The organism is Allofrancisella heilbronnii (genome assembly GCF_000710735.2).
GTDB lineage: Bacteria > Pseudomonadota > Gammaproteobacteria > Francisellales > Francisellaceae > Francisella > Francisella frigidaquae.
Map to the genome: position 1 here is coordinate 287,306 of NZ_CP144673.1, position 25,786 is coordinate 313,091.

Below are 25,786 nucleotides of genomic sequence, written 5' to 3' on the forward strand. Positions count from 1 at the left end.
TGATGTATAAAAATGTGCAAAATATGTCTAAATATATATTTAGAGCGTATGATATTAGAGGTGTCGTTCCAACTGATCTTAATGAGGATGTTGTTTTTAATATAGGTTTAGCATTTGGAACAAAAGCACAAGAGTTAAACCAAAACCAAGTTGCTATTGCTAGAGACGGGCGTTTATCTGGACCTAGTTTATTAGCTGCTTTAGAAAGCGGTATTTTGGCAAGTGGTTGCGATGTTATTAATATTGGCGCAGTACCAACACCAGTTTTATATTTTGCTGCTAAAAAGTTAACCAATGGCACAGGCATCATGCTGACAGGTAGTCATAATCCAGCAGATTATAATGGTTTAAAGATGACTTTGGCTGATAATACATTAGCAAATGAAGAAATTTTAGAAATAGAAAACTTAATAAGAAAAAATATTTTTTCACAAGGGGAAGGAGTATCTACTAAGAAAGATATTTCACAAGAATATATAAACTTTATTTTAGAGAGAGAAACTCTTGGCAAAAAGCTTAAAGTGGTTATAGATGCTGGTAATGGTATAGCAGGTAACATAGCTCCTGAATTATTTGAAAAACTAGGCTGCGATGTTATTAAAATGTATTGTGAAGTTGATGGTAATTTTCCTAATCATCATCCAGATCCAAGTAAACTTAAGAATTTACAAGATCTTATTGTTAAAGTAAGAGAACTAAAGGCAGACGTTGGCCTAGCTTTTGATGGTGATGGTGATAGGCTTGGTTTAGTTACTAATAGTGGCGATATTATAGCAGCTGATAGACAACTTATGCTTTATGCAAAGGATGTGCTCAGTAACAAGCCAGGAGCTCATATCCTTTACGATGTTAAATCAACTAAAAACTTAGATAATTTTGTTAAAAGTCTTGGTGGTAAGGCAACTATGTATAAAACAGGACATGCATTAATTAAGAAAAAGATGAAACAAGAGCCTGTGGATTTGGCAGGTGAGATGAGTGGACATATATTTTTTAATGATAGATGGCCAGGGTTTGATGATGGTTTATATACTGGCGTTAGGCTTTTAAATATCCTTTCTAAAACTAATAAAACTTTAGATGAAATCTTTGCAGAGATTCCTCAAAGTGTAGCTACTCCAGAGATTAATATGGATGTTACAGAAGACACTAAATTTGAAATAGTAGAGGCTATTTTACAATCATGTAAAAAAGAATTTTCTGATACAAATATTATTTCGATAGATGGAGTAAGAGTTGAATTTGAGAATGGTTGGGCGCTTCTTCGCGCATCAAATACAACTCCTTGTTTAGTTTTAAGATTTGAGGCTGATAGTCAAGAGAGTTTAGAATTAATCAAGACTAAGTTTATGAGCGTGGTTAAGAAAACTATTTCTTAAAATTTACTTTATTAACTACCCTAAAGTGTAATAGCTTTGACTTAATCTGACATTGTGTATAAAATAAGATGTCAAATTAAGGAAGAATAAAATGAATGCATCTCAAAAGATAATCAAACCCAAATTGGGTCTGTTAGAATTAGCAAAACAATTAGGTAATGTCAAGCAAGCTTGTAAAGTGATGGGTTACTCAAGAGACAGCTACTATCGCTTTAAAGAGTTATACGATAATGGTGGAGAATTAGCTTTACAAGAAATATCCCGTAAGAAGCCATTAGAGAAAAATAGAGTTGAGGCACATATTGAGCAAGCAGTAGTTAATATGGCTTATGAATATCCGGCGTATGGACAACATAGAGTATCAAATGAATTAGCAAAGCAAGGAATATTAGTCTCAGGAAGTGGAGTTAGATCTATTTGGCTTAGACATGACTTAGAGAATTTTAAGAAGCGATTAACAGCACTAGAGACCAAAGTAGCTCAAGATGGCTTTATACTTACAGAAGCTCAATTACAAGCTTTAGAAAAAGAAAAAGCTAAAAAGGTTGCTACTGGTGAGATTGAAACGCATCATCCAGGTTACTTAGGATCTCAAGATAGCTATGTAGGGTATATAAAAGGTATAGGTAAGATATATCAACAGACATTTGTAGATACGTATACTAGAGTAGGATTTGCTAAGTTATATACAGAAAAAAATGCAATAGTAGCTGCTGATATGCTTAATGATAAGGTATTACCATTCTTTGAGGAACATGGAATAGATCTATTAAGAGTATTAACAGATAGAGGCACGGAATATTGTGGAAAGCTGGAGAATCATTCCTACCAGATGTACTTAAGCATAGAAGACATTGACCATACTAAAACAAAAGCTAACTCCCCTCAAACTAATGGTATCTGTGAAAGATTTCATAAAACTATGAAAAATGAATGTTATGAGACAATGTTTAGAAAAAAGGTTTATTCAACGATTGAGGAGATTCAGCAAGATGTTGATATATGGCTGGATTATTACAATAACGATAGACCACATTCTGGTAAGCACTGTTATGGAAAAACGCCTATGAAAACTTTTATTGACTCAAAACCTTTGGCAAAAGAGAAAAATTTAGGTAATATGTTTGATAAATCTGACACTAGTTTAGAAATAAATTCAGTCTCAAATTAATTGGTGACTGTCAGATCAAGTTTGAGCTACTACACCTAAAGAGAATTTATTTGTTGCTCTTATTATAAAAAATGTGAAAGTGATGGCAAGTGATGAAGTCCTTTTGTAATCTATGTTATATATGATTTGTGTTAATGTTATTTTAAATTATTGAAGAGTATTTTTATGAAAAAAGTTGCAATAGTGGGTTATAGTTTTGTTTTGCCAAGTGGTATTGATGATAGTAAAAGTTTGTGGGAAGCTTTAGAACAAGGAAAAGACTTAGTTTCAGAAGTTCCAAATTCAAGGTTCGACAAAAGAAAATTTTTTCATCCTTCACGTAAAAAAAATGGTAAATCTTATATTTAATCTAAAGTCATGCCTCTTGCCATTGCAAAAATTGGTACAAATAATTTCCTTTTTCTTCTTATCCACGATAATTTGCGTCTTTAACGTATGCCGCTTCTTTTTGCCAGAATAAAAGGTTTTTTGTTTTTTTTAGGTCGTTCAATGGGCGTTTCAGTTGCATCTATCAGTACAACCTCATAGTCAACATCACTTTTTAATAATGCCTTACGTCCAGGCAATGAGAATTGCCCATCTTTAAAAAGTTTAATCAAATCAGCCAAAGATCTATAGCAATAATTTGTGTACTTATATAAGTACTTATGCTATACTATTCATTAGTACAATAAGTTGGAGGTAATTATGAGAACTTTAAACTATACATCATTCAGAAGTGAACTGGCATCATCTATGGATAGCGTCGTTGAAGACCATCAGCCTATTGTTGTTACGAGAGGCTCTGAAAAAAAAGCTGTTGTTGTTATGTCTTTAGATGATTTTAAATCATATCAAGAAACAGCTCATTTGATGTCTAGCATAAATAACTATAATAGGCTTGATCAATCAATAAAAGAACTTGAGTCTGGTATTTCAATACAAAAAGAGCTTATTGAAGAATGATATTATCTTGGTCAACTAATGCTTGGGATGATTATCTTTATTGGCAAGCAAATGATAAGAAAAAGTTAAAGCGTATAAATCAGCTAATTAAAGATATTAAAAGAAATTATTTTGAAGGTTTGGGTGATCCAGAACCACTTAAACATAATTGGACTGGATATTGGTCAAGAAGAATTGATAGAGAACATCGCTTAGTTTATAAAATTCAGGATAATAATATTCTTATTGCTCAATGTAGGTATCACTATTAAAAACTGGATTTTTCTAAAATTGGTTCAAAAATTTTCTTTTGACATCCTCCTCTCAGTGAACGAAGAGGATTCCTAGTTTACGACTAGGTTGGTACTTGTTCACTGTAGTAGCTCAAACTTGATCTGACAGTCACCAATTAATTTGAGACTGAATTTATTTCTAAACTAGTGTCAGATTTATCAAACATATTACCTAAATTTTTCTCTTTTGCCAAAGGTTTTGAGTCAATAAAAGTTTTCATAGGCGTTTTTCCATAACAGTGCTTACCAGAATGTGGTCTATCGTTATTGTAATAATCCAGCCATATATCAACATCTTGCTGAATCTCCTCAATCGTTGAATAAACCTTTTTTCTAAACATTGTCTCATAACATTCATTTTTCATAGTTTTATGAAATCTTTCACAGATACCATTAGTTTGAGGGGAGTTAGCTTTTGTTTTAGTATGGTCAATGTCTTCTATGCTTAAGTACATCTGGTAGGAATGATTCTCCAGCTTTCCACAATATTCCGTGCCTCTATCTGTTAATACTCTTAATAGATCTATTCCATGTTCCTCAAAGAATGGTAATACCTTATCATTAAGCATATCAGCAGCTACTATTGCATTTTTTTCTGTATATAACTTAGCAAATCCTACTCTAGTATACGTATCTACAAATGTCTGTTGATATATCTTACCTATACCTTTTATATACCCTACATAGCTATCTTGAGATCCTAAGTAACCTGGATGATGCGTTTCAATCTCACCAGTAGCAACCTTTTTAGCTTTTTCTTTTTCTAAAGCTTGTAATTGAGCTTCTGTAAGTATAAAGCCATCTTGAGCTACTTTGGTCTCTAGTGCTGTTAATCGCTTCTTAAAATTCTCTAAGTCATGTCTAAGCCAAATAGATCTAACTCCACTTCCTGAGACTAATATTCCTTGCTTTGCTAATTCATTTGATACTCTATGTTGTCCATACGCCGGATATTCATAAGCCATATTAACTACTGCTTGCTCAATATGTGCCTCAACTCTATTTTTCTCTAATGGCTTCTTACGGGATATTTCTTGTAAAGCTAATTCTCCACCATTATCGTATAACTCTTTAAAGCGATAGTAGCTGTCTCTTGAGTAACCCATCACTTTACAAGCTTGCTTGACATTACCTAATTGTTTTGCTAATTCTAACAGACCCAATTTGGGTTTGATTATCTTTTGAGATGCATTCATTTTATTCTTCCTTAATTTGACATCTTATTTTATACACAATGTCAGATTAAGTCAAAGCTATTACACTTAATTGATTTGTGATAAACCTCTATTTGCCATATTTTTTGATAGTCATGATATAACTGATTAGAATCTATTTCTAAATCATTTGTTACAAGATATAAAATTCCTTTTGCACCGTTCTCGTTTATGAAAATCTTTTTTGTTAAAAGGACAGGGAAATTCATATCTTTAAGCCATATCTTTAAAGATTCTCCATCAGCAATATCAAGTTCAGAGAGTTTAATAAAATCCTTACTCTTTCTAGCATAATCACTCAAGGCAACAACTCTATTTGACTTCATACCAAGTATGAATTTCTTCGATAATGTGTGATGTATGAAATTCATATTATCTTTAGAGCAAAACCAGCTATCTGCCAAAATATATTTAAACTTAACATGATTAATAACTGCTCGATTTATCATGTTTTGAAACATTTGGTTTTTAGTAACTTTAGATCTTCTTTTATACCGCTTATCTTTTTCATCATAATATCGCTCATCCTTTTTCACTATTTCATAGTCTATTGGAATAGATAAATTTGATGTACTAAGCATACATGAGACTATATTAATACCCTTTACATGAACACCTTTAGCATGAGAGTGATGCCAACAGACTATATCATTTTCATCTGTACTTGGCTTTTCACTAATTGTATCATCCAAACAAAGAACATCGTATTCGCTGTTATGTTTTCTAACTAAAGGCTTTATATACTTCCAAAATTCTAAGCTTGTTAAATCTGACTTGTTTAAAAACCTTGTTATTTTGTCATGTGATACTTCTTGATCTAATATATCTGATAATTTTGTAGCCGTAGCATACTTAGTTTGGCTTATAAGATAATCTGTGTATATGTCTAGTAAATCCTTCTCCATTTCTTAAAAAACAGAATTTTTTCCTATGTCCAGTATTCTAAATATCTTTTTAAAACTTGCAATCTTTTGCGTAAGGTGAGTAATCTAACTTTATGGCACACAAGGCACAGATCTATAAACAATGCTTTTACTCACCATGGCTGCTTTGGCTCAGTTTATTATTAGTCCAATTAAAATCAATAATTATAAGAGCTTAACTATGAAATAATTCTCGAAATGAGGTTATATATGGTAACCCATAAGTAACCTGCTATCAAAAACTTACTATATCTATCAATTTCACTATATATAAATTAAAATCTTTAATATATAAACTTCTTTCAAGTTTTGATTGTTTAGTGTTTAGACCAATATAAGCAAAGTAGGAGAATATAATGAAACTTACACCATCTCAATATGTAATAAAGACAATTTCAAGTTATGACAATAACGATCCTAGATATATGGAATATACTCGCCTATATTTGGATGGTTTATCTACTAATGCGTTAAATCAATTTATAATAAGACAAGATAATGTTCTTAATAATTTAACTAATACCGAACAATACTTAAAATTTTTTAAAAAAAATAATTTGCAATTTGACCCTGTAAGGATTAACGATGATCCAACACGCCGGTATTTTGAAACCCATTTATGTTGTGAAACTTTATTTCATCACCTTTCATATTTAACTTTATCAGATTTGAATAGTTTATATGCTGCTGCAATTAAGTTTGGTGGCCCTGCTGTGAAAGAACATCATGAAAAGACTCTTAGTCAAGGAGAATATCTTCATATAGGATCTGAAGGTATTCTTGGTCAAGGACCAAACATTGGGATGCCTAAAGATTTTCTATCCAAATGTCAGGTCCTTTGTAAATTAGGAGCATACGCAACTGATGTTGCAAAGAATTCTGGTGAACTTCTACCTCATGATATTTATTCAACTGCTAAATTATATCAAGAGCATTATAGAGCACGTGACATACGGCCAGAAAGAAAAACGCTTTATAATAGAAACTTAGGACTTATGCGTACAGAAATGCCGATCCCTAGAAATGATTTGGCAACAAGTCTTAGACCTCAGACTTATAAACGACCTACAGATAATTCTAATCCAATGTTGATAGAGGGTGATAATTGGCCTAATAAAGTTTTTAGCTTGCATGTATTGCCGTATGCCAATTCACCTTCTGGAACAATGCTATGTCAACTGAGGTTGATTATTGCTTTAATGGAACGTGGAACTTTGCCTAACATTGACTATAACAATTATCTAAGATGTTTTATAGCAGCCATGTTGTATGGAAGCGGTGGTCATACGCTATATGAATTTGTAGTCCCTCTTACACTAGACGAGTTAAGTAAAGATTTATCTCCTATTATTAAAGTAAACTCTGTTTCTGATTTGTTTTATATTAATAATGAAACTGCATGTAATATAGCAATGAAAAGGACAATTTCTTATAATAAATACTATTGTAAGTTGATAGGTATGGATCTAGGTATACAAATAAAGAAGGCTCGAGTTTCTATTGATAATAGAATGAAACTTAAAGCTGCTGAAGAAAAAAGTAAGATGGCACTATTGTTGCAAGAAAAACAAAATAAAATTCTTACATTTGATTTAGTTACAGGTGTAGCCAAATTAGAAAATAAACCACAGAGTACGATTATCAAAAATAAATTGCAGCTTCTAAAAGAAATTAATGAGTCTGGGGTTATAGATTGGCCAGTTGGAACCCCTGGAGAAAATAAACTATTATACAAAAAAAGGCTTACTGAGCATTATTGCTCGATAAAACAAATAGAAGCTAATAAAGCAATCTCAGATGCATTAGATGAATGTATTATAGCCCCAAAATAAATTTTAAAGTAATTTATAAATTATAAATAAACATAAGTTGTAAATATTCCTAGTTCCTCTATAATTATTTTGCTAAATTGCTTCATCTCTTAACTATAAAACCTAAAGCAACTAAAAATAGAGGTTGACAATCATTTTGGTATCCAAAGCAAGTTTTACTGGTTGATGTTGTATTGTTATTGACTTATAATCAGCTGGGTATATATTTTAATTTCATAATATTCGATTAATTCGGAGGAAACTGATGTCGGATTTCACTAAAGATATTGATGTTTTAGAAACTCAAGAATGGCTTGAAGCTTTTGAAGATGTGGTTAAAAGAGAAGGTGTTGATAGAGCTAAGTTTTTATTTGACCAGCTTCTAGCTAAAGGAGCTGAGCTTGGTGTAGAGAGTGCTTATGCAACAGCTAAAGTAAAAAAATACATTAACTCTATAGATGTTAGTAATCAGCCTAGTTATCCTGGTAATATAGAGTTAGAAAAGAAAATTGAAGCAGTAAATAGATGGAACTCTACTGTTATCGTAGCACATGCTAATAAAAAAGATGGCTCAATTGGTGGTCATATAGGTACTGGTGCTGGTGCTATGACTTTGTATGAAGTCGGTTTTAACCACTTCTGGAAAGCTCCAAATGAAAATCATGCAGGTGATTTGATTTTCTATCAAGGCCATCTTTCTCCAATTGTTTATGCTCGCTCTTTCCTAGAGGGCAGAATTTCATCTGAGCAATTAGATAACTTTAGAAAACAAGCTTTTAATGGTGAGAATGCTGTATCTTCTTATCCACATCCTTATTTACAACCTACATATTGGCAGTTTCCTACAGTTTCTATGGGACTAGGTCCACTACAGGCTATTTATCAGGCTAGATTTATGAAGTATCTAGAAGCAAGAGGCTTAGCTAAAACTTCTGATCGTAGAGTTTGGGCTTTTTGTGGTGACGGTGAGATGGATGAGCCAGAGTCAATTGGTTCTATCACTAGAGCAGGTCGTGAAGGTCTAGATAACCTTATATTTGTAGTTAACTGTAATCTTCAAAGATTAGATGGACTTGTAAATGGTAATGGTAACATTGTAGAAGAGCTTGCAGATGTGTTTATGGGTGCAGGCTGGAACGTTATCAAAGTACTGTGGAGTAGTGATTGGGATAGATTATTAAATGATCCAAAAGCAGGTAAGAAATTACAAGAAAGATTAAACTCACTAAATGATGGTCAGTTTCATACTATCAAAGCTCATGGTGGAGCAGAGTGCCGCAAAGTGGTATTTAGTGGTGATGAAGACTTAGAAGCTCTAGCTAAAGATATGTCAGATGCTGATTTAGCAGCACTTCGCCGTGGGGGCCATGATCCACTTAAAATCTATGCCGCTTACAAAAAAGCTACTGAAAATGCAAATGGGCGTCCGACCCTTATTTTACCTATGACTGTTAAAGGTTATGGTTTAGGTGAATCCGGAGAGTCAAAAAATATCGCTCATAACGTTAAAAAGCTTGATACAGAAGCGTTAGATTATATTAGAAATAGATTTGATGTTCCTGCTACAAAAGAAGATGTTGAAAACTATAGACTTATAAAGTTAGATGAAAATTCTCCTGAAATGAAATATCTTCATTCTAAGAGAAAAGACTTAGGTGGTTATATACCTGCTAGGCTTGAGAACAACCAAGCATTAGAAATACCTCACTACACAGATTTTGCTAAAAATCTTTTAGATGATAGTGGCGATAGAGAGTTTTCAACTACTACAGCTTTTGTAAGAATTTTGTCAACGTTAGCAAAAGATAAAAAATTAGGTAAGTATCTTGTACCAATTACAGTTGATGAATCACGTACTTTTGGTATGGAAGGTTTGTTTAGACAGCTAGGCATTTATAATCCTAAAGGTCAACAGTACGTTCCAGAAGATAAACAACAAGTTATGTTCTACAAAGAATCTGTAGATGGTCAAATTTTACAAGAAGGTATTAATGAGCAGGGAGGTTTTTGCTCATGGATAGCCGCAGCAACTTCTTATAGTGTTCATAAGGTGCCAATGATTCCATTTATGATTTACTATTCTATGTTTGGTTTCCAAAGATTTGGAGATTTGGCATGGGCAGCTGGTGATTCTATGGCAAAAGGTTTTGTTATAGGTGGTACATCAGGGCGCACAACTTTAAATGGTGAAGGTTTACAACATGAGGATGGACATAGCCATATCCAAGCTGGTTTAATACCAAACTGTGTGTCTTATGATCCAACTTACGCTTATGAGCTTGCTGTTATATTGCATGAAGGGATGAAGAGAATGTATGTTGATGGTGATAAAGTTTATTATTACATCACAGTTATGAATGAAAATTATTCTCATAGAGCTATGCCAGAAGGTTGTGAGGATGGTATTATCAAAGGTTTATATAAGTTAGAAGATAATAAGCCTGCTAAAAACCATGTTCAATTAATGGGTTCTGGTTCTATTCTAAGAGAAGTTGAAGCTGCAGCTAAGATGCTTAAAGATGAGTATGATATTAGCTCAAATATTTGGAGTATGACTAGTGCTAATGAGCTTTATAGAGAAGCTAAAGATACAGCTAGAACAAATATGCTTCATCCAACAAGTAAGAAAAAAGAAAGCTATATAGAAAAATGCTTTAAAAATGAGCAAGGTCCTGTGATAGCATCTACTGACTATATTAAGTTGTATACTGATCAGTTAAGAGAATTTATTCCTCATACATTCGTTAACTTAGGCACAGATGGTTTTGGTAGATCAGATACTCGAGCAGCTTTAAGAAGTTTCTTTGAAGTAGATAGATACCATGTAGTAGTAGCTGCACTTTATGCTTTATCTTTAGAAGGCAAAATTAAAGCAAGCCAAGTAAAAGAAGCTATTAAAAAATATAATATAGATCCAGAGCGTGTAGCTCCATTATACAGCTAATTGGTAAGGAGATATTAATGTCTATAGAGATAGTTAAAGTCCCTGATATTGGGGATTATGATAGTGTAGATGTAATTGAAGTAAATGTGGCTGAAGGCGATATTATTGCTGAAGAAGATTCTTTGATTACATTAGAAACAGATAAAGCTAGTATGGAAGTGCCTTCACCAGTAGCCGGTAAAATTGTTAAGTTAACTGTGAAAGTTGGTGATAAAGTTTCACAAGGTTCTGCGATTATGGAAATAGAAGTTGCAGGTGAGCAAAAGACTCAAGAGTCAAAGCAAGAAGAACAACATGAATCTACACGAGCTGCTTCTGGTGAAGCGTCTAAGCCACAACCTGATGCATCTCAAGCATCTTTAGAAATTATAGATGTAGAAGTACCAGATATTGGTGACTATGATAGTGTTGATGTTATTGAAGTATCTGTAAAAGTTGGTGATAAAGTTCAAGAGGAAGATTCTTTAATTACGCTAGAAACAGATAAAGCTAGTATGGAGGTTCCATCTCCAGTAGCTGGTGAAGTTGTAGAAGTTATCACAAAGGTTGGCGATAAGGTTTCTCAAGGTAGTTTAATACTTAAAGTTAAAACGCAAGGTTCAGCTCCAGTACAAGCTAGCTCACAACCTACTCCTGCTAAACAAGAAGCTTCTAAAAAACAACAAGAGACAAAATCATCTCAAGCTACAGCCAGTTCAGTAAATGAATATGAAGTAGATAACTCAAATGCCCATGCTTCACCAGCTGTTAGAAAGTTAGCTCGGATTTTAAATGTAGACTTAAACAAAGTAAAAGCTACAGGTCGTAAAGGTCGAGTTACAAAAGAGGATTGTTACAACTATATCAAAAATGCTGTTACACAAGTGCAGATTGGCAAAGTGGCTGCTAGTGGTAGTGGTTTAGATCTTTTAGACGATCCGGTAGTAGATTTTGCTAAATTTGGTGAGATTGAAACTCAGCCGCTATCAAGAATTAATAAAATTAGTGCTAAAAACTTATACAGAAACTGGGTTAAGATTCCTCATGTAACATTCTATGATGATGCTGACATTACGGACCTTGAAGAATTTAGAAGTTTTAAAAAAGCATTTGCTGAGAAAAAAGGTATAAAAATTACTCCTTTATCATTCTTGGTTAAAGCAGCAGCTGTAGCATTGCAAGAGTTTCCAAGAATGAACAGCTCGCTTTCAAATGATGGTGAAAATTTAATCCTTAAAAAATACTATAATATTGGCTTTGCTGCAGACACGCCAGCTGGTCTAATGGTTCCAGTAATTAAAGATGCTGATAAAAAAGGTATCATTGAAATATCAAAAGATATTATGGAATTAGCTGGCAAAGCTCGTGATGGTAAATTAGGTGCAAAAGATATGGCTGGTGCTACATTTACTATCTCAAGTATCGGAGTATTAGGTACTACAGCATTTACACCAATTATTAATATGCCAGAAGTGGCTATTATGGGTGTTTCAAAAACTGCTGTTAAACCAGTTTGGAATGGTAAAGAGTTTATTCCTAGAACTATGTTGCCTTTATCTATGTCAGCAGATCATAGAGTTATAGATGGTGCGTTGGCTGCGAAGTTTTTAACTAGATATTGTCAGATATTATCTGATTTACGTGAAATCATAATGTAAGCGGAGTTTTAAAAAAATGAGTAATATTAAAACACAGGTGGTAGTGTTAGGTAGTGGTCCTGGCGGATATAGTGCAGCTTTTAGAGCAGCTGATCTAGGACTAGAGGTTACTTTAGTAGAAAGATATGAAAACATTGGTGGTGTTTGTTTAAATGTTGGCTGTATTCCATCAAAAGCATTGTTACATATTGCAAAAGTTATCAATGAAGCTAGACATTTAGCAGCTGATGGTATCATCGAAATGGGTGATATGAAAATCAACAAAGATAAAATTCTTAAGTATAAGAATGACGTTGTTAGTAAGCTTACTGGTGGCCTAAAAGGCATGGCTGCTATGAGAAAAGTTAAGATCGTACAAGGTTACGGTAAATTTACATCTGATAAAGAGCTTGCTGTAGAAGCAGCTGATGGTAAAGTTACTAAAATCGCTTTTGATAATTGTATTATAGCAGCTGGTTCTAGTGTGATTAATCTACCATTTGTGCCAAAAGATGAGAGAATTATCGACTCAACAGGTGCTCTTGAGATGAAAGAAATTCCAGAAACTATGCTTGTTGTTGGTGGTGGAATTATTGGTCTAGAGATGGCTCAAGTGTATTCTGAACTTGGTACTAAGATTACAGTAGTTGAATTTGCTGATCAGCTGATGAATGGTGTGGATAAAGACATAGTAAAAGCTTATGAAAAAATGAATAAGCGTTATGAAGTTCGTCTAAAAACTGGTGTTACAGCTATGGATGCGCGTAAAGATGGTATCTATGTAACTATGCAAGGTGATCATCCAGCAAAAGAAGAGCGTTACGATAGAGTTCTTATGGCTATTGGTCGTAAGCCAAATGGTAAGTTAATTGACGCTGAAAAAGCTGGTATAAAAGTTGATGAAAGAGGATTTATCCCAGTAGATAAACAGCTTCGCACTAATGTGCCGCACATCTTTGCTATTGGTGATATAGTTGGCCAGCCTATGCTTGCTCATAAAGCTGTGCCAGAAGGAAGAACTGCTGCTGAAGTTATTTCTGGCTTAAACCATAGCTTTGATCCTCTAGTAATTCCAGCGGTTGCTTACACTGATCCAGAAGTTGCTTGGGTTGGTGAAACGGAAACTTCTGCTAAAGCAAAAGGTATCAAATATGAAAAAGGAGTATTTCCTTGGGCTGCTAGTGGTAGATCATTAAGTATTGGTAGATCAGAAGGTATGACAAAAGTGCTATTTGATGAGAACCATAGAATTATTGGAGCCTCTATCGTTGGTACTAATGCCGGTGAGCTTATTTCAGAAGCAGCTTTAGCTATTGAAATGGGTTGTGACGCTGAAGATATCGCTCTTACGGTTCATCCACATCCAACACTCTCTGAAAGTTTAATGATGGCTACAGAAGTTTTTGAAGGTACAGCTACAGACCTTCCGCCTCAAAAGAAAAAATAGAACACTATTTGAAAAAGCAATAATTCCAAAATAAGAAGCTTAGTATAGAAACAAATTAATAATTATTTTTTTTGTAAAAGCTATACATCACTTAAAATTTACAATCACACTTAAGTAAATTTTCTTAAAAAGCTGTTACTTTCCTAAGGACGGCAGTAATTTTGATAAGACGTAAGAATTTCTGATAATTGTAACAAAACCAGAAGTTAAGTACTCTAGAAGTATTTGATGAAGTAGATCCAATAATTATTTATAAAAAATTAATTAAAAAAGGAGTTGAAAGCAAATGTCATTATCAGAAAAAGAATTAAGTGAATTATGTAATATTATTGTTTGTAAAGTTCGTAAGTTTATTCCATATTCTACAAACTTACCGTTTTTTCTAATAGAAAATAATGATAATCCAATCCATTTGACTCAAATGCAAATTAATGCTCCTTCGTGCTCTCCAAATACACCATTAAGCATATGTAAGGAATTATCAGCTCTCTCAAGTTTATTATGCGGAGTAGGGGATTGTACAGAACAATCAAAAGTAATATTAACCTTATTTAAACTTATAAATATTCCAAATCTGAATAATTATCGTTGTGATATTATAAGAATAAATGACTGGACTCACCATTTTAATATTTTATATCCTGAGCAGTATACAAAAGATATACATGAATCATTAAGCAAATTTTCGATGGATAAAAATGTTAGCTTCATTAATTGGATAACATCTATAGCCAATAAGCCTTATGATGTATGGATCCTCGATAGTTGGATCCAACTAGGCTGTAAAATTGATAATTCTATCTTAGATAAAATTTCTTCCAGAGGAAAAGGATTACACTCATCAATCAATAAGGTCTTTGATAAACAAGGACTAGTTTATTTAGAGGATACAACTAAATTGATAAATGATAACAAAAGAGGAATCAAGCTACATAATCAAGACCACGAGTATAGAAAGCGTTTTTTAGATGCTTTTTCTCCTCTTATGGATGAAATATTAAATAGCTCTTTATTTCTATCGCAAACCGATTACAAAGATTCAATGCGACAATCATCAATAGGTAGGTACATGAGTAATGAAAATACTAATTATGATAGTAAACCATATACTCGAATGGGTAGATTCAATGACCTAAACTATACTACTATTACATTAAAGTATCCACGAATTCAAGTAAATCTAATGTACTTTTTTGTTAAAGAACTTGTAGCTGCAACTAGCTTTTGGATGAATCATTTCTCATCTGAAACAAAAAAAGATCACCTGATTAAATATAAACATTTTTATGAGCAAAATATTAGTAAATCTTTTCAGTTAAATATTATTGAGGGCCATCTATCAAACATATTAGCCATATGCTTATCAGAAAGAACGATAAAAGATGATAATAATTATTCTTATTCAATACAGACAAAGACTGGAAATAAAGCATTAAGTCTATTAAATAGCCAAAGATTTATTGATTTAAAAAATATACTGGATAAAAGTGAAGAAAAACTTACCTACGATGATTTGAGAGATTATGTTACTCGTACAATTCTACCGATGAATTACTCAGAAAATGGTTTTGACAAAAATAGGTTATATGAAAAAACTAAATATTTAAAATATAAACCTGATTGGTTTTAGCTCTCAGATTGTATCCTTAAAATGCTCATTTACTATACGTGCACTATATATTTTATCTTCTTAGCATCCATCTAATTCCAGCTTATGACATTTACTTAATAGAAAAATAACTAAGTTATAAAATTAAAGTGCTGTAAAAAAAATTGGAAATGAACTATTAATAGACCATTATAACAATAAATGCTTCATGGTCATTCAGATTATTAGTAGTGATGATCAAAACAATCTTGTAGTTTAGATATCCATAAGACCTAAATTACCCAGAAATTGTATAAGTGTAAGGGGAAGGACAATGGAAGGTATAAAAAACATAAAGATTATTGACGTAACTCTCAGAGACGGTGGATATAGAGTTAATTTCAATTTTTCTGATAACTTAATTAATATGGTGGTAAAAAAGCTTTCTCTAGCTGGGATAGATTATATAGGAGTAGGCTATAGAAATGGATCTTTCAAGAAAATTAATAACATAGGAAAATGTGGACTTGGAAGTGATCATTATATTAAGCGAGTAAGAGAAGTGTCTCAATTAGCTAAACTGGTAATGATGTATCATCCTAGAAATGTTGATATATCAGAATTAGAAAGGATGAAAGATAATGGGATTGATTTTTTAAGATGTTGTGTTCCTATTGATAACGCGGGGAATTCAATTGAGTATATAAAAGAAAGCAATAATCTGGGTATTAAAAATTGTGTTAATTTGACTCGTATAAGTCAGCATAATATAAATGATATTTTACTTTTTATAGAAAAGTTAAAAAAAGAAAATGTTGAGTTGGTATATTTAGCAGATTCTAATGGAAGTTTGCTACCTACTCAAATATCTAAACTTGTTAGTAGTGTAATTAAAAACATAGATATAGAAATAGGATTTCATCCTCATAATGATCTCAATTTGGCAGTTGCTAATTCAATATCAGCATTAGATGCCGGAGCAACATATTTTGATACTTCTATTAGGGGTATGGGTAAAGGTCCAGGAAATTTACAGACAGAGTATTGGATAGCATATTTAATGAAACATGGGTTATTTAAATATGATCTTGGACCTATACTAGAGCTGGCAGATTATTTTTCTGAGAATGTAGAAAAATCAAATTTAGAATTTTCATCATCAGATATTATAGCTGCAGCATTAAACTTCTCAGCTGACCAAAGAAAGGCGCTTGTAGGGTATGACTACTCTAATTTTCAGAATAAATATAGAGAATTAAATTTAGTTATGCAGAGGAAAATATATGAAAAAAGTAGCTGTCATAGGGCCTATATTAGCTAGATGGAAAGATCATGTTTATCTCATGAAACCATTTGATAAATTATTAAATCAAGAATTAAGGTTTGAAGCAATAGATCCTTTAACCTTTTGTTATGGTTGCGATTCATTAGAGCAAGCAAGAAATAATTTTTTAGGTTGGTTAAAGTTAAATAAGAATGAGTATGATATTTTCATGGGTTTTGCTTTGGGTGGAACACTTATTCAAACCGTATTTGATGATGGAACCCTTGATGATAAAAAAGTTATATTATTTTCTTCACCATCCATTGCTGATGAAAGGTTAAAAACCAAGATAAGTAAAATATTAGTATATTTGAATAAAGCTGACTTAACTAACGCATTGATAGCTAAAGAGAAAATAGCAGCTAACTTGGATGATTACGTTATTGAGCATGAATTAAGTGAAATAGAGGAAAAAGAAGCTATTGAACGGATGCAACTAGGGTTTAATTTGATATTACAAGCTAACTTATCGATTTTAGAAAAAGTGCCAAAAAATACTAAGATATATATTGGAGAGAAATCTCAGTTAGCAACCCCAAATAACGTTAAATTGCCTGCAGATAAACAGGTAATTGTACCAAATGCAAGTATGAGACTATTTCAAGATAACCTTGATTTTATGCTTAATGAATTAGACAAAACAATGAAGGAGTGGTGCTGTGAGTAACTCTTTGAGAAAAATAGCTATATTACCTGGTGATGGGGTGGGCCATGAGGTGGTTTCGGCAGCTATGCCTGTGTTTGGAGCATTATCGCTAGATTTTGACTTTATTTATGGAGAAATAGGCTGGGAATGTTGGAGAAAAGAAGGTAACCCTGTTCCTCAAAAAACATGGGAGATTATAAATGAATGTGACGCCACGTTGCTAGGGGCAATTACAAGTAAACCATATAAACAAGCAATATCAGAGCTCCCAAGTTATTTAATTGATAATCCTCCTATGTATATTTCTCCAGTTATTCAACTTAGACAGACCTTAGATCTTTTTGCTAATGTCAGACCTATATTTAATATAAATGATAGATCTAAAGATTTTAATTTAGCTGTAATAAGAGAAAACACAGAAGGGTTGTATTCAGGGTTCGATTATGGTTATTTACCTGATGAGATTAAGTCTATAGTGTCTAGTAACAGTAGGTGGCAAAATATAAATTCTGACGAGGCTTGTGCTACATTGAGACTACAAACTAAATTCGGATTAGAAAGGATATTTAAATTTGCTTTTGAGTACGCAAGCAGGCATGGTCTTAATAAAGTTACCTTGGCAGATAAACCAAATGTAATGCGACATAGTTCGCATTTTGTGAAAACTATTTTTGATAAGATTTCATCAGATTATAGAAATATAGAGGCTGAAATTTTAAATGTTGATGCTGTTGGCTTGTGGCTAGTGCGTCGGCCAGAAAATTTTGGTGTAATAGTTGCTGAAAATATGTTTGGGGACATCCTTTCAGATGTTGGAGCAGCTGTTATGGGAGGATTAGGTTTTGCTCCAAGTGGTAATTATGGTAATAAAGGTGCCTATTTTGAGCCTGTACATGGAAGTGCTCCTAGATTATCAGGAAAAAATATAGCAAATCCTTGCGCTATATTCTTGACTATAGCTATGTTATTAGAGAGCTATAATTATACATTACAATCAGAAAAAATTAAAAAAGCTATAAAAGAAGTAATAAAAGAGAGTAAATATTTAACTTATGATATGGGAGGAACTACATCTACTAAAGAGATGGCTCATAGGATAATTGATCTAGTAGATTCTCCACTAAGTAGCAAAGTTATTTCGATTATTTCCACGGGTTCTGAATTAGTCAATGGCGATAGACTAGATACAAATGCGCAATATTTTTCACAAAAGATCTCCTCTTTAGGAGGTAGTGTCAAAGGACATCAGTTAGTTTCTGATAACCAAAGAGATATTAAGTTAGCAATTGAGTTTGGTTTAAATAGTAGTGATTGTGTAATAATTACAGGAGGATTAGGTCCAACTTCTGATGATAAGACAAGAGATGCTGTAGCAGGTGCAACTGGTAAGGAGCTAGTTTTTGATGAAAAAAGTTGGAAACTTGTTTGTGATAGGTTTAAAAGATTTAATATTTCAGTGCATGATGTAAATAAGCAGCAAGCATTTTTCCCAAAAAGTGTAGTAGCTCAAACTTGATCTGACAGTCACCAATTAATTTGAGACTGAATTTATTTCTAAACTAGTGTCAGATTTATCAAACATATTACCTAAATTTTTCTCTTTTGCCAAAGGTTTTGAGTCAATAAAAGTTTTCATAGGCGTTTTTCCATAACAGTGCTTACCAGAATGTGGTCTATCGTTATTGTAATAATCCAGCCATATATCAACATCTTGCTGAATCTCCTCAATCGTTGAATAAACCTTTTTTCTAAACATTGTCTCATAACATTCATTTTTCATAGTTTTATGAAATCTTTCACAGATACCATTAGTTTGAGGGGAGTTAGCTTTTGTTTTAGTATGGTCAATGTCTTCTATGCTTAAGTACATCTGGTAGGAATGATTCTCCAGCTTTCCACAATATTCCGTGCCTCTATCTGTTAATACTCTTAATAGATCTATTCCATGTTCCTCAAAGAATGGTAATACCTTATCATTAAGCATATCAGCAGCTACTATTGCATTTTTTTCTGTATATAACTTAGCAAATCCTACTCTAGTATACGTATCTACAAATGTCTGTTGATATATCTTACCTATACCTTTTATATACCCTACATAGCTATCTTGAGATCCTAAGTAACCTGGATGATGCGTTTCAATCTCACCAGTAGCAACCTTTTTAGCTTTTTCTTTTTCTAAAGCTTGTAATTGAGCTTCTGTAAGTATAAAGCCATCTTGAGCTACTTTGGTCTCTAGTGCTGTTAATCGCTTCTTAAAATTCTCTAAGTCATGTCTAAGCCAAATAGATCTAACTCCACTTCCTGAGACTAATATTCCTTGCTTTGCTAATTCATTTGATACTCTATGTTGTCCATACGCCGGATATTCATAAGCCATATTAACTACTGCTTGCTCAATATGTGCCTCAACTCTATTTTTCTCTAATGGCTTCTTACGGGATATTTCTTGTAAAGCTAATTCTCCACCATTATCGTATAACTCTTTAAAGCGATAGTAGCTGTCTCTTGAGTAACCCATCACTTTACAAGCTTGCTTGACATTACCTAATTGTTTTGCTAATTCTAACAGACCTAATTTGGGTTTGATTATCTTTTGAGATGCATTCATTTTATTCTTCCTTAATTTGACATCTTATTTTATACACAATGTCAGATTAAGTCAAAGCTATTACACAAAAAGTTCAGAAATACTAGAAAACCCAAATGGCACTGCAGCTGGATGCAAAATTAATATTAATAATAGGGTCGTTTTTATGTTACCTGGGCCTCCTAGTGAAAATCAACCAATGTTTGAAAAATATGTAATACCATATTTAGAAGAACAAAAGTTTTTAATAGAGAGAAAAAGTCTTACATGGAAATTATTGGGAGTTATTGAAGCAGATATAGCAGATGATATCGATAGAATAATTTTAGCATCTGAAGTAGAGGTTGCATACAGGTGGAGCTACCCATATATTGATGTAAAGCTTTCTTTTCCAGTATCAAGAGAATTTCAATTACAAAATATTATCAGTAAAGTTAATAGGCATTTAGCTAAATATACAGTTTCTAATGATGGAAGAGATAGTAAAACTAGATTACTAGATTTTGTAAGTAAAAGTAAATTGAATATAAAAATAATAGACTACCTGACAGATGGAGAGTTAGGGAAACTAGTTGCACCATATATTAGTGACATAACAGACGAATCAGAAGAACTTATTTATGTAGAAATGAAAGGCTTAGAGGAATTTAAGAAAAAGCTTCCTTATAGTGGTTCGACTATTCTTGAATGTAATACTAGGTCTAACAATCTAAATTACTATAATAAACTAAAAATTGCTTATAGAGGTCCAGAAGTTCAAAAATATGCGTTACATTTTGTGTGTCACAGTATCTTATCATCTTTAAAAAAAATGTTGGGAGAAAATAAATGAAGCTTGAGCAGGTTAAACATGAATTTTCTAAACTAACTACATCAGTAGTTTCTGACGCCTTAGATAGCTTAGGTATTAAGGATCGAGTTACCGGGTTTAGTGTAAGAAGCTCAAATAATACTTTAATAGGTTTTGCTTACACAGTTAAATATGATCTTTTAGATGAGGATAAAGACTTTCAAAATGCTGGCAATTATATTGATAATGTAGCAGAAGACGAAATAATACTAATAGATAATGCGGCAAGAGATTGGTGTACAACATGGGGAGGGATACTAACTAGAGTTTCGACATTAAGAAAGATCGGTGGAGCTATTATTTACGGTGCAGTTAGAGATATAGAAGAAATAGAAAGCTCAAACTTACCAGTTTATAGTAGTCATGTCTTTATGGCTTCTGGGAAAAATCGTGTCAAAAAGGTTGCCGAGAAGTGTTGTGTGAAAATTGGGGATGTTTTAGTTAGCCATGGAGATCTTGTTTTTGGTGATAAAAATGGAATCCTTTTTATACCTAAGGATAAAATTAAAGAGGTTTGTAAAAGAGCAAGGTGTATAGAGGAAACAGAAAAGAAAATCATAGAAGCTATAGAATTGGGAATGGGTCTATCAGAGGCTAGATCTAAGTTTAATTATGCGCAGCCATGGAACTCATAAAATGCAGAACATAAATTTTATTGATATACACTACCATGCATCTCCAGATCTATTTTTAAGAAGAGAGAATTCAATTTCAGCTGGAAAAAAATACCAAGATCTGGGTGGAGCAGTAATTCTAAAGAGCCATTTAGGATCAACAGTTCAGGCAGCTGAAATTGCAAGAACTCAAGGTTTACCAGTGCTACCATCAATAGTCTTAAACAATATTGCTGGAGGGTTAAGTAGAAAAACCATTTTACATGCTTTATCGGAATATACATATGCTGATAGGTTACGAATACTTGTCCATTTACCTACTTTAAGAAAAACTCAACATAAGAGTAAGTTAATTAGATCGTATAGTAATCAATGGGCTGAAAAGTATGCATCAGAGCCATCCTCTATTTGCATTAAAAATACACTAAAAGAGGATGTAATTGATATATTAAAGATGAGTAAAGACTATCCAATAGTAGTTACAAGTGGTCATGCAAGTAAAAATGAAATTTTGTTATTGTTAGAAGAGTGTGCAAAATTAAAAGTTGATAAATTTATGCTCAATCAACCAGCAAACCCTATGACTGGGTTAACAGCTAAAGAACTATTGGTTTTATTAGACCAATATCGATTTTTATGGGTTGAGCAGTGTGCTTTAACCTATACATTAAAATATCAATCGTGGGATGATATGGTGGAGGTTTTAAAAAATGTTCCAAGAGTGATATATAGCTCAGACTTTGGACAAAAGTCTCAACCTAGTATCGCTGACTGGTATCTAAAATCAAAAGAGTGGTTTGAGAGTATGAAGTTAAGTAAAAAACGGATTAAAGATATTACTCTTAGTAACCCGTTACAACTGTTAAAAGTTTAAGGTAAAATGTTATGAAAAATAATATAATTTTTTTGTTTATTATAGGGTTGATGTGTGCAATAGGCTTAATCGCAACAGATATTTATATACCTGTTTTGCCACAGATTGGTAATTATTTTGAGACTTCTCAACACTCGTTACAGTTAACTTTAAGTGTATATTTGTTTGGCTTAGCTATATCACAATTAATCTATGGTCCATTAAGTGATAGGTATGGTAGAAGACCTATTATATTAATGGGCATGGTAATTTTTGTTATTGGTACATTTTTATGTATGTTATCGGTTTCTATTAATATGTTTATTGCTTCAAGGCTTCTACAAGCTATAGGAGCAAGCTCAGGTATGGTTATAGGCAGAGCTGTTGTTGGTGATACTTACACCAAACAAGAATCAGCAAAGATCTTTACAGTTATATTTCCAATAGTTGGACTGTCTCCAGCTATATCTCCAGTAATAGGTGGGTTAATAGGAAGTATCGCAAATTGGAGGATTGTTTTTGCTTTCGTAGTGCTACTTTCGAGCATTTTATTCCTTATGATAATTTTATTTTTACATGAAACAAAATCTCGAGAGAATAGAGTATCTATTCATCCTAAAATTATATTTGGTTATTATAAAGAATTATTTTTTTGTAAAAACTTTTGGGCCTATACATCGATAGTATGCTTTGCATATATTACTTATTTTGGTTACATAGCAGAATCGCCTTTTTTATTTCACCACTTTAAGTATACAGCTATAGAAATTAGTTTTTTCTACGTTTCACTATCACTTAGTTATTTATTTGGAAATCAAGTAGCAAAGCGTTTACTATCGTTTATGTGTATAGATCGGACTATTTTTATAGGGTACGGCTTTTTTGGATTGGGTGGAATAATGTTTATTGTACTTAACCATGGGGTAAGCTTTACTCCTGTTGATTTAATATTGCCAGCTACAATATTAACATTTGGTAATGGTTTTTTACTTCCTTTGGGAACAGCAGGGCTTGTTAGTAGCTTTGAAAAAATATCAGGTTATGCTTCTGGATTAATGGGAACTATGCAGTTAAGTAGTGCAGCACTCTCAGTTTATTTAGTAGGTATATTAAGTAAGACAAATATAACAGCCTTTACAATATATATGTTACTTGCTACTTTTACAGGTTTTAGTTTGTTTTTATTCTTGGTTCCAGTTTTCTCTAAATTTAAGAAGGTGGCTTAGGAACAGTTGTCAATTAAACTTACATTTGACTTGTTTTTCATATTCTCAACAAACTGCGTAAGTTCAAATTAACATGTTAAATGTTAGATTGCAGTCCAGAAAATTTAAAATAGTTTAAAGTGTTTATTTAATATTAATTATATAAATATTGGTATACTTTTTGTTTAAATTGCTTTATTATTCTAAATAAAAACTATTTATTTATGAAAGATAAAATATTTAAAGATTTATTTAATGCATTGGAAGATTATAAAAATACTAGGAAGGGGGATTAAATTATAAAGGAGGTTTAATAGGAGGTTTGTTTGGCAGCCCCTCAAAAATTGAAAAACTTAGTGCTGTTGATGCCTACTGGAATTTTATAACAGTAGGAGATTTGGTACCAGGAGATGTTGATATTAAATTTTTACAACATGGAACTTTAGGAGGGAGGATATTACCTCTATTAAACCAACTTGGTTTTAAAAATGTATCAGAATCAATAAAAGGATTTCCAAATATTAGAGATTTATATATAGCATATTTGCCTCAAAATGAAGACTATGAGAGAACAGTAAATAAAGAAGAAGTAAAGTCGCAAATTTCTAGAAATTCTCAATTGATTAATGAAATTAGAGTAGAGCAGTCTAAGTTAGGTAATAGTATTGATATGAAAAAACATACTCGAAGACAGTCATTATCTAATCCAATTCTATCTAAATTAGAAGAAGGTCGGCCGCTTATTATGTTGCAGGAAGATTATCCGCGTGCACGCAGAAAATCATTAGATATTAAATACAATCTAAATAATTTAATAGGCTCTCATATCAAAGCCTCCACCGGTCATATTTTTACAGGACTTGAGTTTGAATTGGCATGCATTACTGAATATGCACAAAATTCTCCAGCTGAATTTTATAAAGATCATAAAGTCGTAGCAATTTTTGAACCTAAAGAATATTTCCAAGAAGCGTTAGAAACTGATGCTGGTAACACCTTGGAGTATGTAACCTCGCCGAGGTATATTAAGAAAGATGACTACTTAGAAAGAGTTTTATATATATGTGTATTAGTTTATATTTGGATACATAAAGAAATATTTGGTTATGCTCCAAACATTCAGCAGCATAAAATTTGGCATAAGCAGTATGCTAAAAACGATGTTAGTGTAAGAGGATTCACAGATAGATTGAGGGAATTTTTTAGTAAATATGTCAGATATAATCTTGACGTGGTAAATGAACAAGCTCTTAACTCAAAAATTAAACCAGTTGCTAAAAGTGATTCAGGTGCCGAATTTCAATTTAACTTAAGTAGTGATACGATACCGGTCAATATAAAAGGTAAGCTATTTACTAACACTAAAAAGTATTACCCAAATAAGTTAAAAGAAATAAAGAAAGTATTTCCAATGTTAGATGATTATGTGCTATTGGGTATAATTACATATATTAGCCAAATACCCTATATGATTTTGGAAGTTATACATAGCGAGAGTACAGATACAAAATATACGTATAGAAATTATACTAGGGCTCTTAATATTTTAGCTTATTATGTTAATATTGGGCTTGTTGATACAATGAACCTTGATAAGTTTACTCCAGTAAAGATATCTCAATTGCATAAGAAAATGATCAATGACCCTGAGAAATTCATTTATGAGAAAGATAGGCCAAGAAACCTTGAAGATATTTACAAAACGTATGGCAACACTTTCTTTGTAAAAACTAGACCACAACAGCTGGTAACTAATGGGTACGTTAGTGCTCCAAAAGATTACAATCATTTTTGGTTAAAATGTAGTTTGGCAGAGTTTCTAAAACAGAGTTGTAATTTACACTTGTTAGACAATAATGCTAATAAACTTAAAGGGATAGCTATAGAAATTATAAAAGATACAAAGGCATATAAATTGCTTAGTGAGCTTTATGAATACTCTAAGTATATAACAATGCCTGAGTGTAGTGTATTAAAAAGTGATTTGAAAACTATAATCAATAATATGATAGAACTTTTAGTAAAAGATATTGATACTTTTGCCAGTTTCGATAAAAATAAGTATTATAAGAAAGAATTAGGTCAGTTAAAAAGAATTAACGAATATAAAACTATTGGTGCTAGGCAGGATACTTATATTAAAAGCGATAATATCGTTATGGAGTCAAGAGCTGTGAGTACGTTATATAAACAAAACCCGAGAAAAGCGTGGTTTCATGATTTAATGGATAAAGTTAGCCAATCAGACAACCTTAGCTTTAATACGTACGATGAGATAATAAATTACGTTAATGAGCTTGATAGTGATAGGATTTCGGCTTTCAAATCATTACTTTCAAAAAAATAAAGAGCAAAGTTTAGTATTATCTATATCTAATAAAAATTATACTTTAT

At 32.3% G+C, this 25,786-nt stretch carries 20 protein-coding genes and 3 pseudogenes; 19 read left to right on the forward strand and 4 right to left on the reverse strand.

From position 1 onward, the window contains the following. Positions 1 to 2: 2 nt before the first annotated feature. The 3 genes from FRA_RS01330 to FRA_RS01340 all read left to right on the forward strand — a co-directional run bounded on the left by FRA_RS01330 (position 3) and on the right by FRA_RS01340 (position 2,898). Positions 3 to 1,379 (forward strand): phosphomannomutase/phosphoglucomutase, encoded by a 1,377-nt coding sequence (locus FRA_RS01330; RefSeq protein ID WP_035721088.1) that lies wholly within the window; start codon positions 3 to 5, stop codon positions 1,377 to 1,379. Between the two features lie 91 nt (positions 1,380 to 1,470). Next, a complete protein-coding gene (locus tag FRA_RS01335; protein WP_035718769.1) occupies positions 1,471 to 2,550 on the forward strand; it encodes an IS481-like element ISFw3 family transposase in 1,080 nt (359 codons plus the stop codon). A 165-nt stretch (positions 2,551 to 2,715) separates the two neighbouring features. Then, positions 2,716 to 2,898, forward strand: a complete 183-nt coding sequence (locus tag FRA_RS01340) for a beta-ketoacyl synthase N-terminal-like domain-containing protein (protein ID WP_035721095.1) — start codon at positions 2,716 to 2,718, stop codon at positions 2,896 to 2,898. Here FRA_RS01340 and FRA_RS01345 read toward each other — a convergent pair. Beyond that, positions 2,896 to 3,140 (reverse strand): annotated as a pseudogene (locus FRA_RS01345) (transposase family protein); the annotation flags it as partial. The gene FRA_RS01340 and the pseudogene FRA_RS01345 sit on opposite strands and share 3 nt — an antisense overlap. Positions 3,141 to 3,237: 97 nt before the next feature. On the opposite strand from FRA_RS01345, the gene FRA_RS01350 reads away from it, so the two are divergent. After that, positions 3,238 to 3,495 carry a type II toxin-antitoxin system Phd/YefM family antitoxin gene (locus FRA_RS01350; RefSeq protein WP_035721097.1) on the forward strand — a complete coding sequence of 86 codons (258 nt, stop codon included), beginning with the start codon at positions 3,238 to 3,240 and terminating at the stop codon, positions 3,493 to 3,495. Then, entirely contained in the window at positions 3,492 to 3,746 is a 255-nt protein-coding gene (locus FRA_RS01355; RefSeq protein ID WP_035721100.1) for a Txe/YoeB family addiction module toxin, read from the forward strand. Before FRA_RS01350 ends, FRA_RS01355 begins: the two co-directional genes overlap by 4 nt. 137 nt (positions 3,747 to 3,883) lie before the next feature. Here FRA_RS01355 and FRA_RS01360 read toward each other — a convergent pair whose 3' ends face one another. Together FRA_RS01360 and FRA_RS01365 are read right to left on the reverse strand one after the other, a co-directional pair. After that, positions 3,884 to 4,963: an IS481-like element ISFw3 family transposase gene (locus FRA_RS01360; protein ID WP_035718769.1), complete on the reverse strand. Its 1,080-nt coding sequence runs from the start codon at positions 4,961 to 4,963 to the stop codon at positions 3,884 to 3,886. A 56-nt stretch (positions 4,964 to 5,019) separates the two neighbouring features. Then, positions 5,020 to 5,886: pseudogene (locus tag FRA_RS01365) on the reverse strand (IS701 family transposase); the annotation flags it as partial. A gap of 78 nt (positions 5,887 to 5,964) precedes the next feature. Here FRA_RS01365 and FRA_RS01370 point away from each other — a divergent pair. From FRA_RS01370 to FRA_RS01410, 9 genes and pseudogenes are all read left to right on the forward strand, one after another. After that, positions 5,965 to 6,094: pseudogene (locus tag FRA_RS01370) on the forward strand (IS982 family transposase); the annotation flags it as partial. A gap of 166 nt (positions 6,095 to 6,260) precedes the next feature. Beyond that, positions 6,261 to 7,736 carry a hypothetical protein gene (locus FRA_RS01375; protein ID WP_035721106.1) on the forward strand — a complete coding sequence of 492 codons (1,476 nt, stop codon included), beginning with the start codon at positions 6,261 to 6,263 and terminating at the stop codon, positions 7,734 to 7,736. A 244-nt stretch (positions 7,737 to 7,980) separates the two neighbouring features. Next, on the forward strand, positions 7,981 to 10,659 hold the full coding sequence (gene aceE / locus FRA_RS01380) for a pyruvate dehydrogenase (acetyl-transferring), homodimeric type (protein WP_035721108.1): 2,679 nt from the start codon (positions 7,981 to 7,983) through the stop codon (positions 10,657 to 10,659). Positions 10,660 to 10,676: 17 nt separating this feature from the next. Beyond that, entirely contained in the window at positions 10,677 to 12,296 is a 1,620-nt protein-coding gene (gene aceF, locus FRA_RS01385) for a pyruvate dehydrogenase complex dihydrolipoyllysine-residue acetyltransferase (RefSeq protein ID WP_035721111.1), read from the forward strand. Positions 12,297 to 12,312: 16 nt separating this feature from the next. After that, a complete protein-coding gene (gene lpdA / locus FRA_RS01390; RefSeq protein ID WP_035721114.1) occupies positions 12,313 to 13,722 on the forward strand; it encodes a dihydrolipoyl dehydrogenase in 1,410 nt (469 codons plus the stop codon). Between the two features lie 286 nt (positions 13,723 to 14,008). After that, the gene (locus FRA_RS01395) at positions 14,009 to 15,352 is read left to right on the forward strand and encodes a hypothetical protein (RefSeq protein ID WP_035721116.1); all 1,344 of its coding nucleotides are present in this window, start codon (positions 14,009 to 14,011) and stop codon (positions 15,350 to 15,352) included. Between the two features lie 292 nt (positions 15,353 to 15,644). Next, positions 15,645 to 16,631 (forward strand): beta/alpha barrel domain-containing protein, encoded by a 987-nt coding sequence (locus FRA_RS01400; RefSeq protein WP_051686797.1) that lies wholly within the window; start codon positions 15,645 to 15,647, stop codon positions 16,629 to 16,631. Further along, on the forward strand, positions 16,594 to 17,301 hold the full coding sequence (locus FRA_RS01405) for a hypothetical protein (protein ID WP_035721118.1): 708 nt from the start codon (positions 16,594 to 16,596) through the stop codon (positions 17,299 to 17,301). The genes FRA_RS01400 and FRA_RS01405 overlap by 38 nt, the downstream gene beginning before the upstream one ends. Continuing rightward, entirely contained in the window at positions 17,294 to 18,796 is a 1,503-nt protein-coding gene (locus FRA_RS01410) for an isocitrate/isopropylmalate family dehydrogenase (protein ID WP_051686798.1), read from the forward strand. The genes FRA_RS01405 and FRA_RS01410 overlap by 8 nt, the downstream gene beginning before the upstream one ends. A gap of 15 nt (positions 18,797 to 18,811) precedes the next feature. Here the strand turns inward: FRA_RS01410 and FRA_RS01415 are convergent, their stop codons facing one another. Beyond that, positions 18,812 to 19,891, reverse strand: coding sequence for an IS481-like element ISFw3 family transposase (locus tag FRA_RS01415; RefSeq protein ID WP_035718769.1), 1,080 nt, complete (start codon positions 19,889 to 19,891; stop codon positions 18,812 to 18,814). A gap of 145 nt (positions 19,892 to 20,036) precedes the next feature. Between FRA_RS01415 and FRA_RS01420 the strand changes: the two genes are divergently transcribed. The 5 genes from FRA_RS01420 to FRA_RS01440 all read left to right on the forward strand — a co-directional run bounded on the left by FRA_RS01420 (position 20,037) and on the right by FRA_RS01440 (position 25,739). Beyond that, complete coding sequence (locus tag FRA_RS01420) at positions 20,037 to 20,702, forward strand: hypothetical protein (RefSeq protein ID WP_464110829.1); 666 nt, start codon at positions 20,037 to 20,039, stop codon at positions 20,700 to 20,702. Then, the gene (locus FRA_RS01425; protein ID WP_035721132.1) at positions 20,699 to 21,355 is read left to right on the forward strand and encodes an RraA family protein; all 657 of its coding nucleotides are present in this window, start codon (positions 20,699 to 20,701) and stop codon (positions 21,353 to 21,355) included. The genes FRA_RS01420 and FRA_RS01425 overlap by 4 nt, the downstream gene beginning before the upstream one ends. Position 21,356: 1 nt before the next feature. Further along, on the forward strand, positions 21,357 to 22,208 hold the full coding sequence (locus FRA_RS01430; RefSeq protein ID WP_035721135.1) for a DUF6282 family protein: 852 nt from the start codon (positions 21,357 to 21,359) through the stop codon (positions 22,206 to 22,208). An 11-nt stretch (positions 22,209 to 22,219) separates the two neighbouring features. Further along, a complete protein-coding gene (locus tag FRA_RS01435) occupies positions 22,220 to 23,413 on the forward strand; it encodes a multidrug effflux MFS transporter (RefSeq protein ID WP_051686799.1) in 1,194 nt (397 codons plus the stop codon). A 301-nt stretch (positions 23,414 to 23,714) separates the two neighbouring features. Further along, a complete protein-coding gene (locus FRA_RS01440; RefSeq protein ID WP_035721139.1) occupies positions 23,715 to 25,739 on the forward strand; it encodes a hypothetical protein in 2,025 nt (674 codons plus the stop codon). Positions 25,740 to 25,786 lie beyond the last annotated feature (47 nt).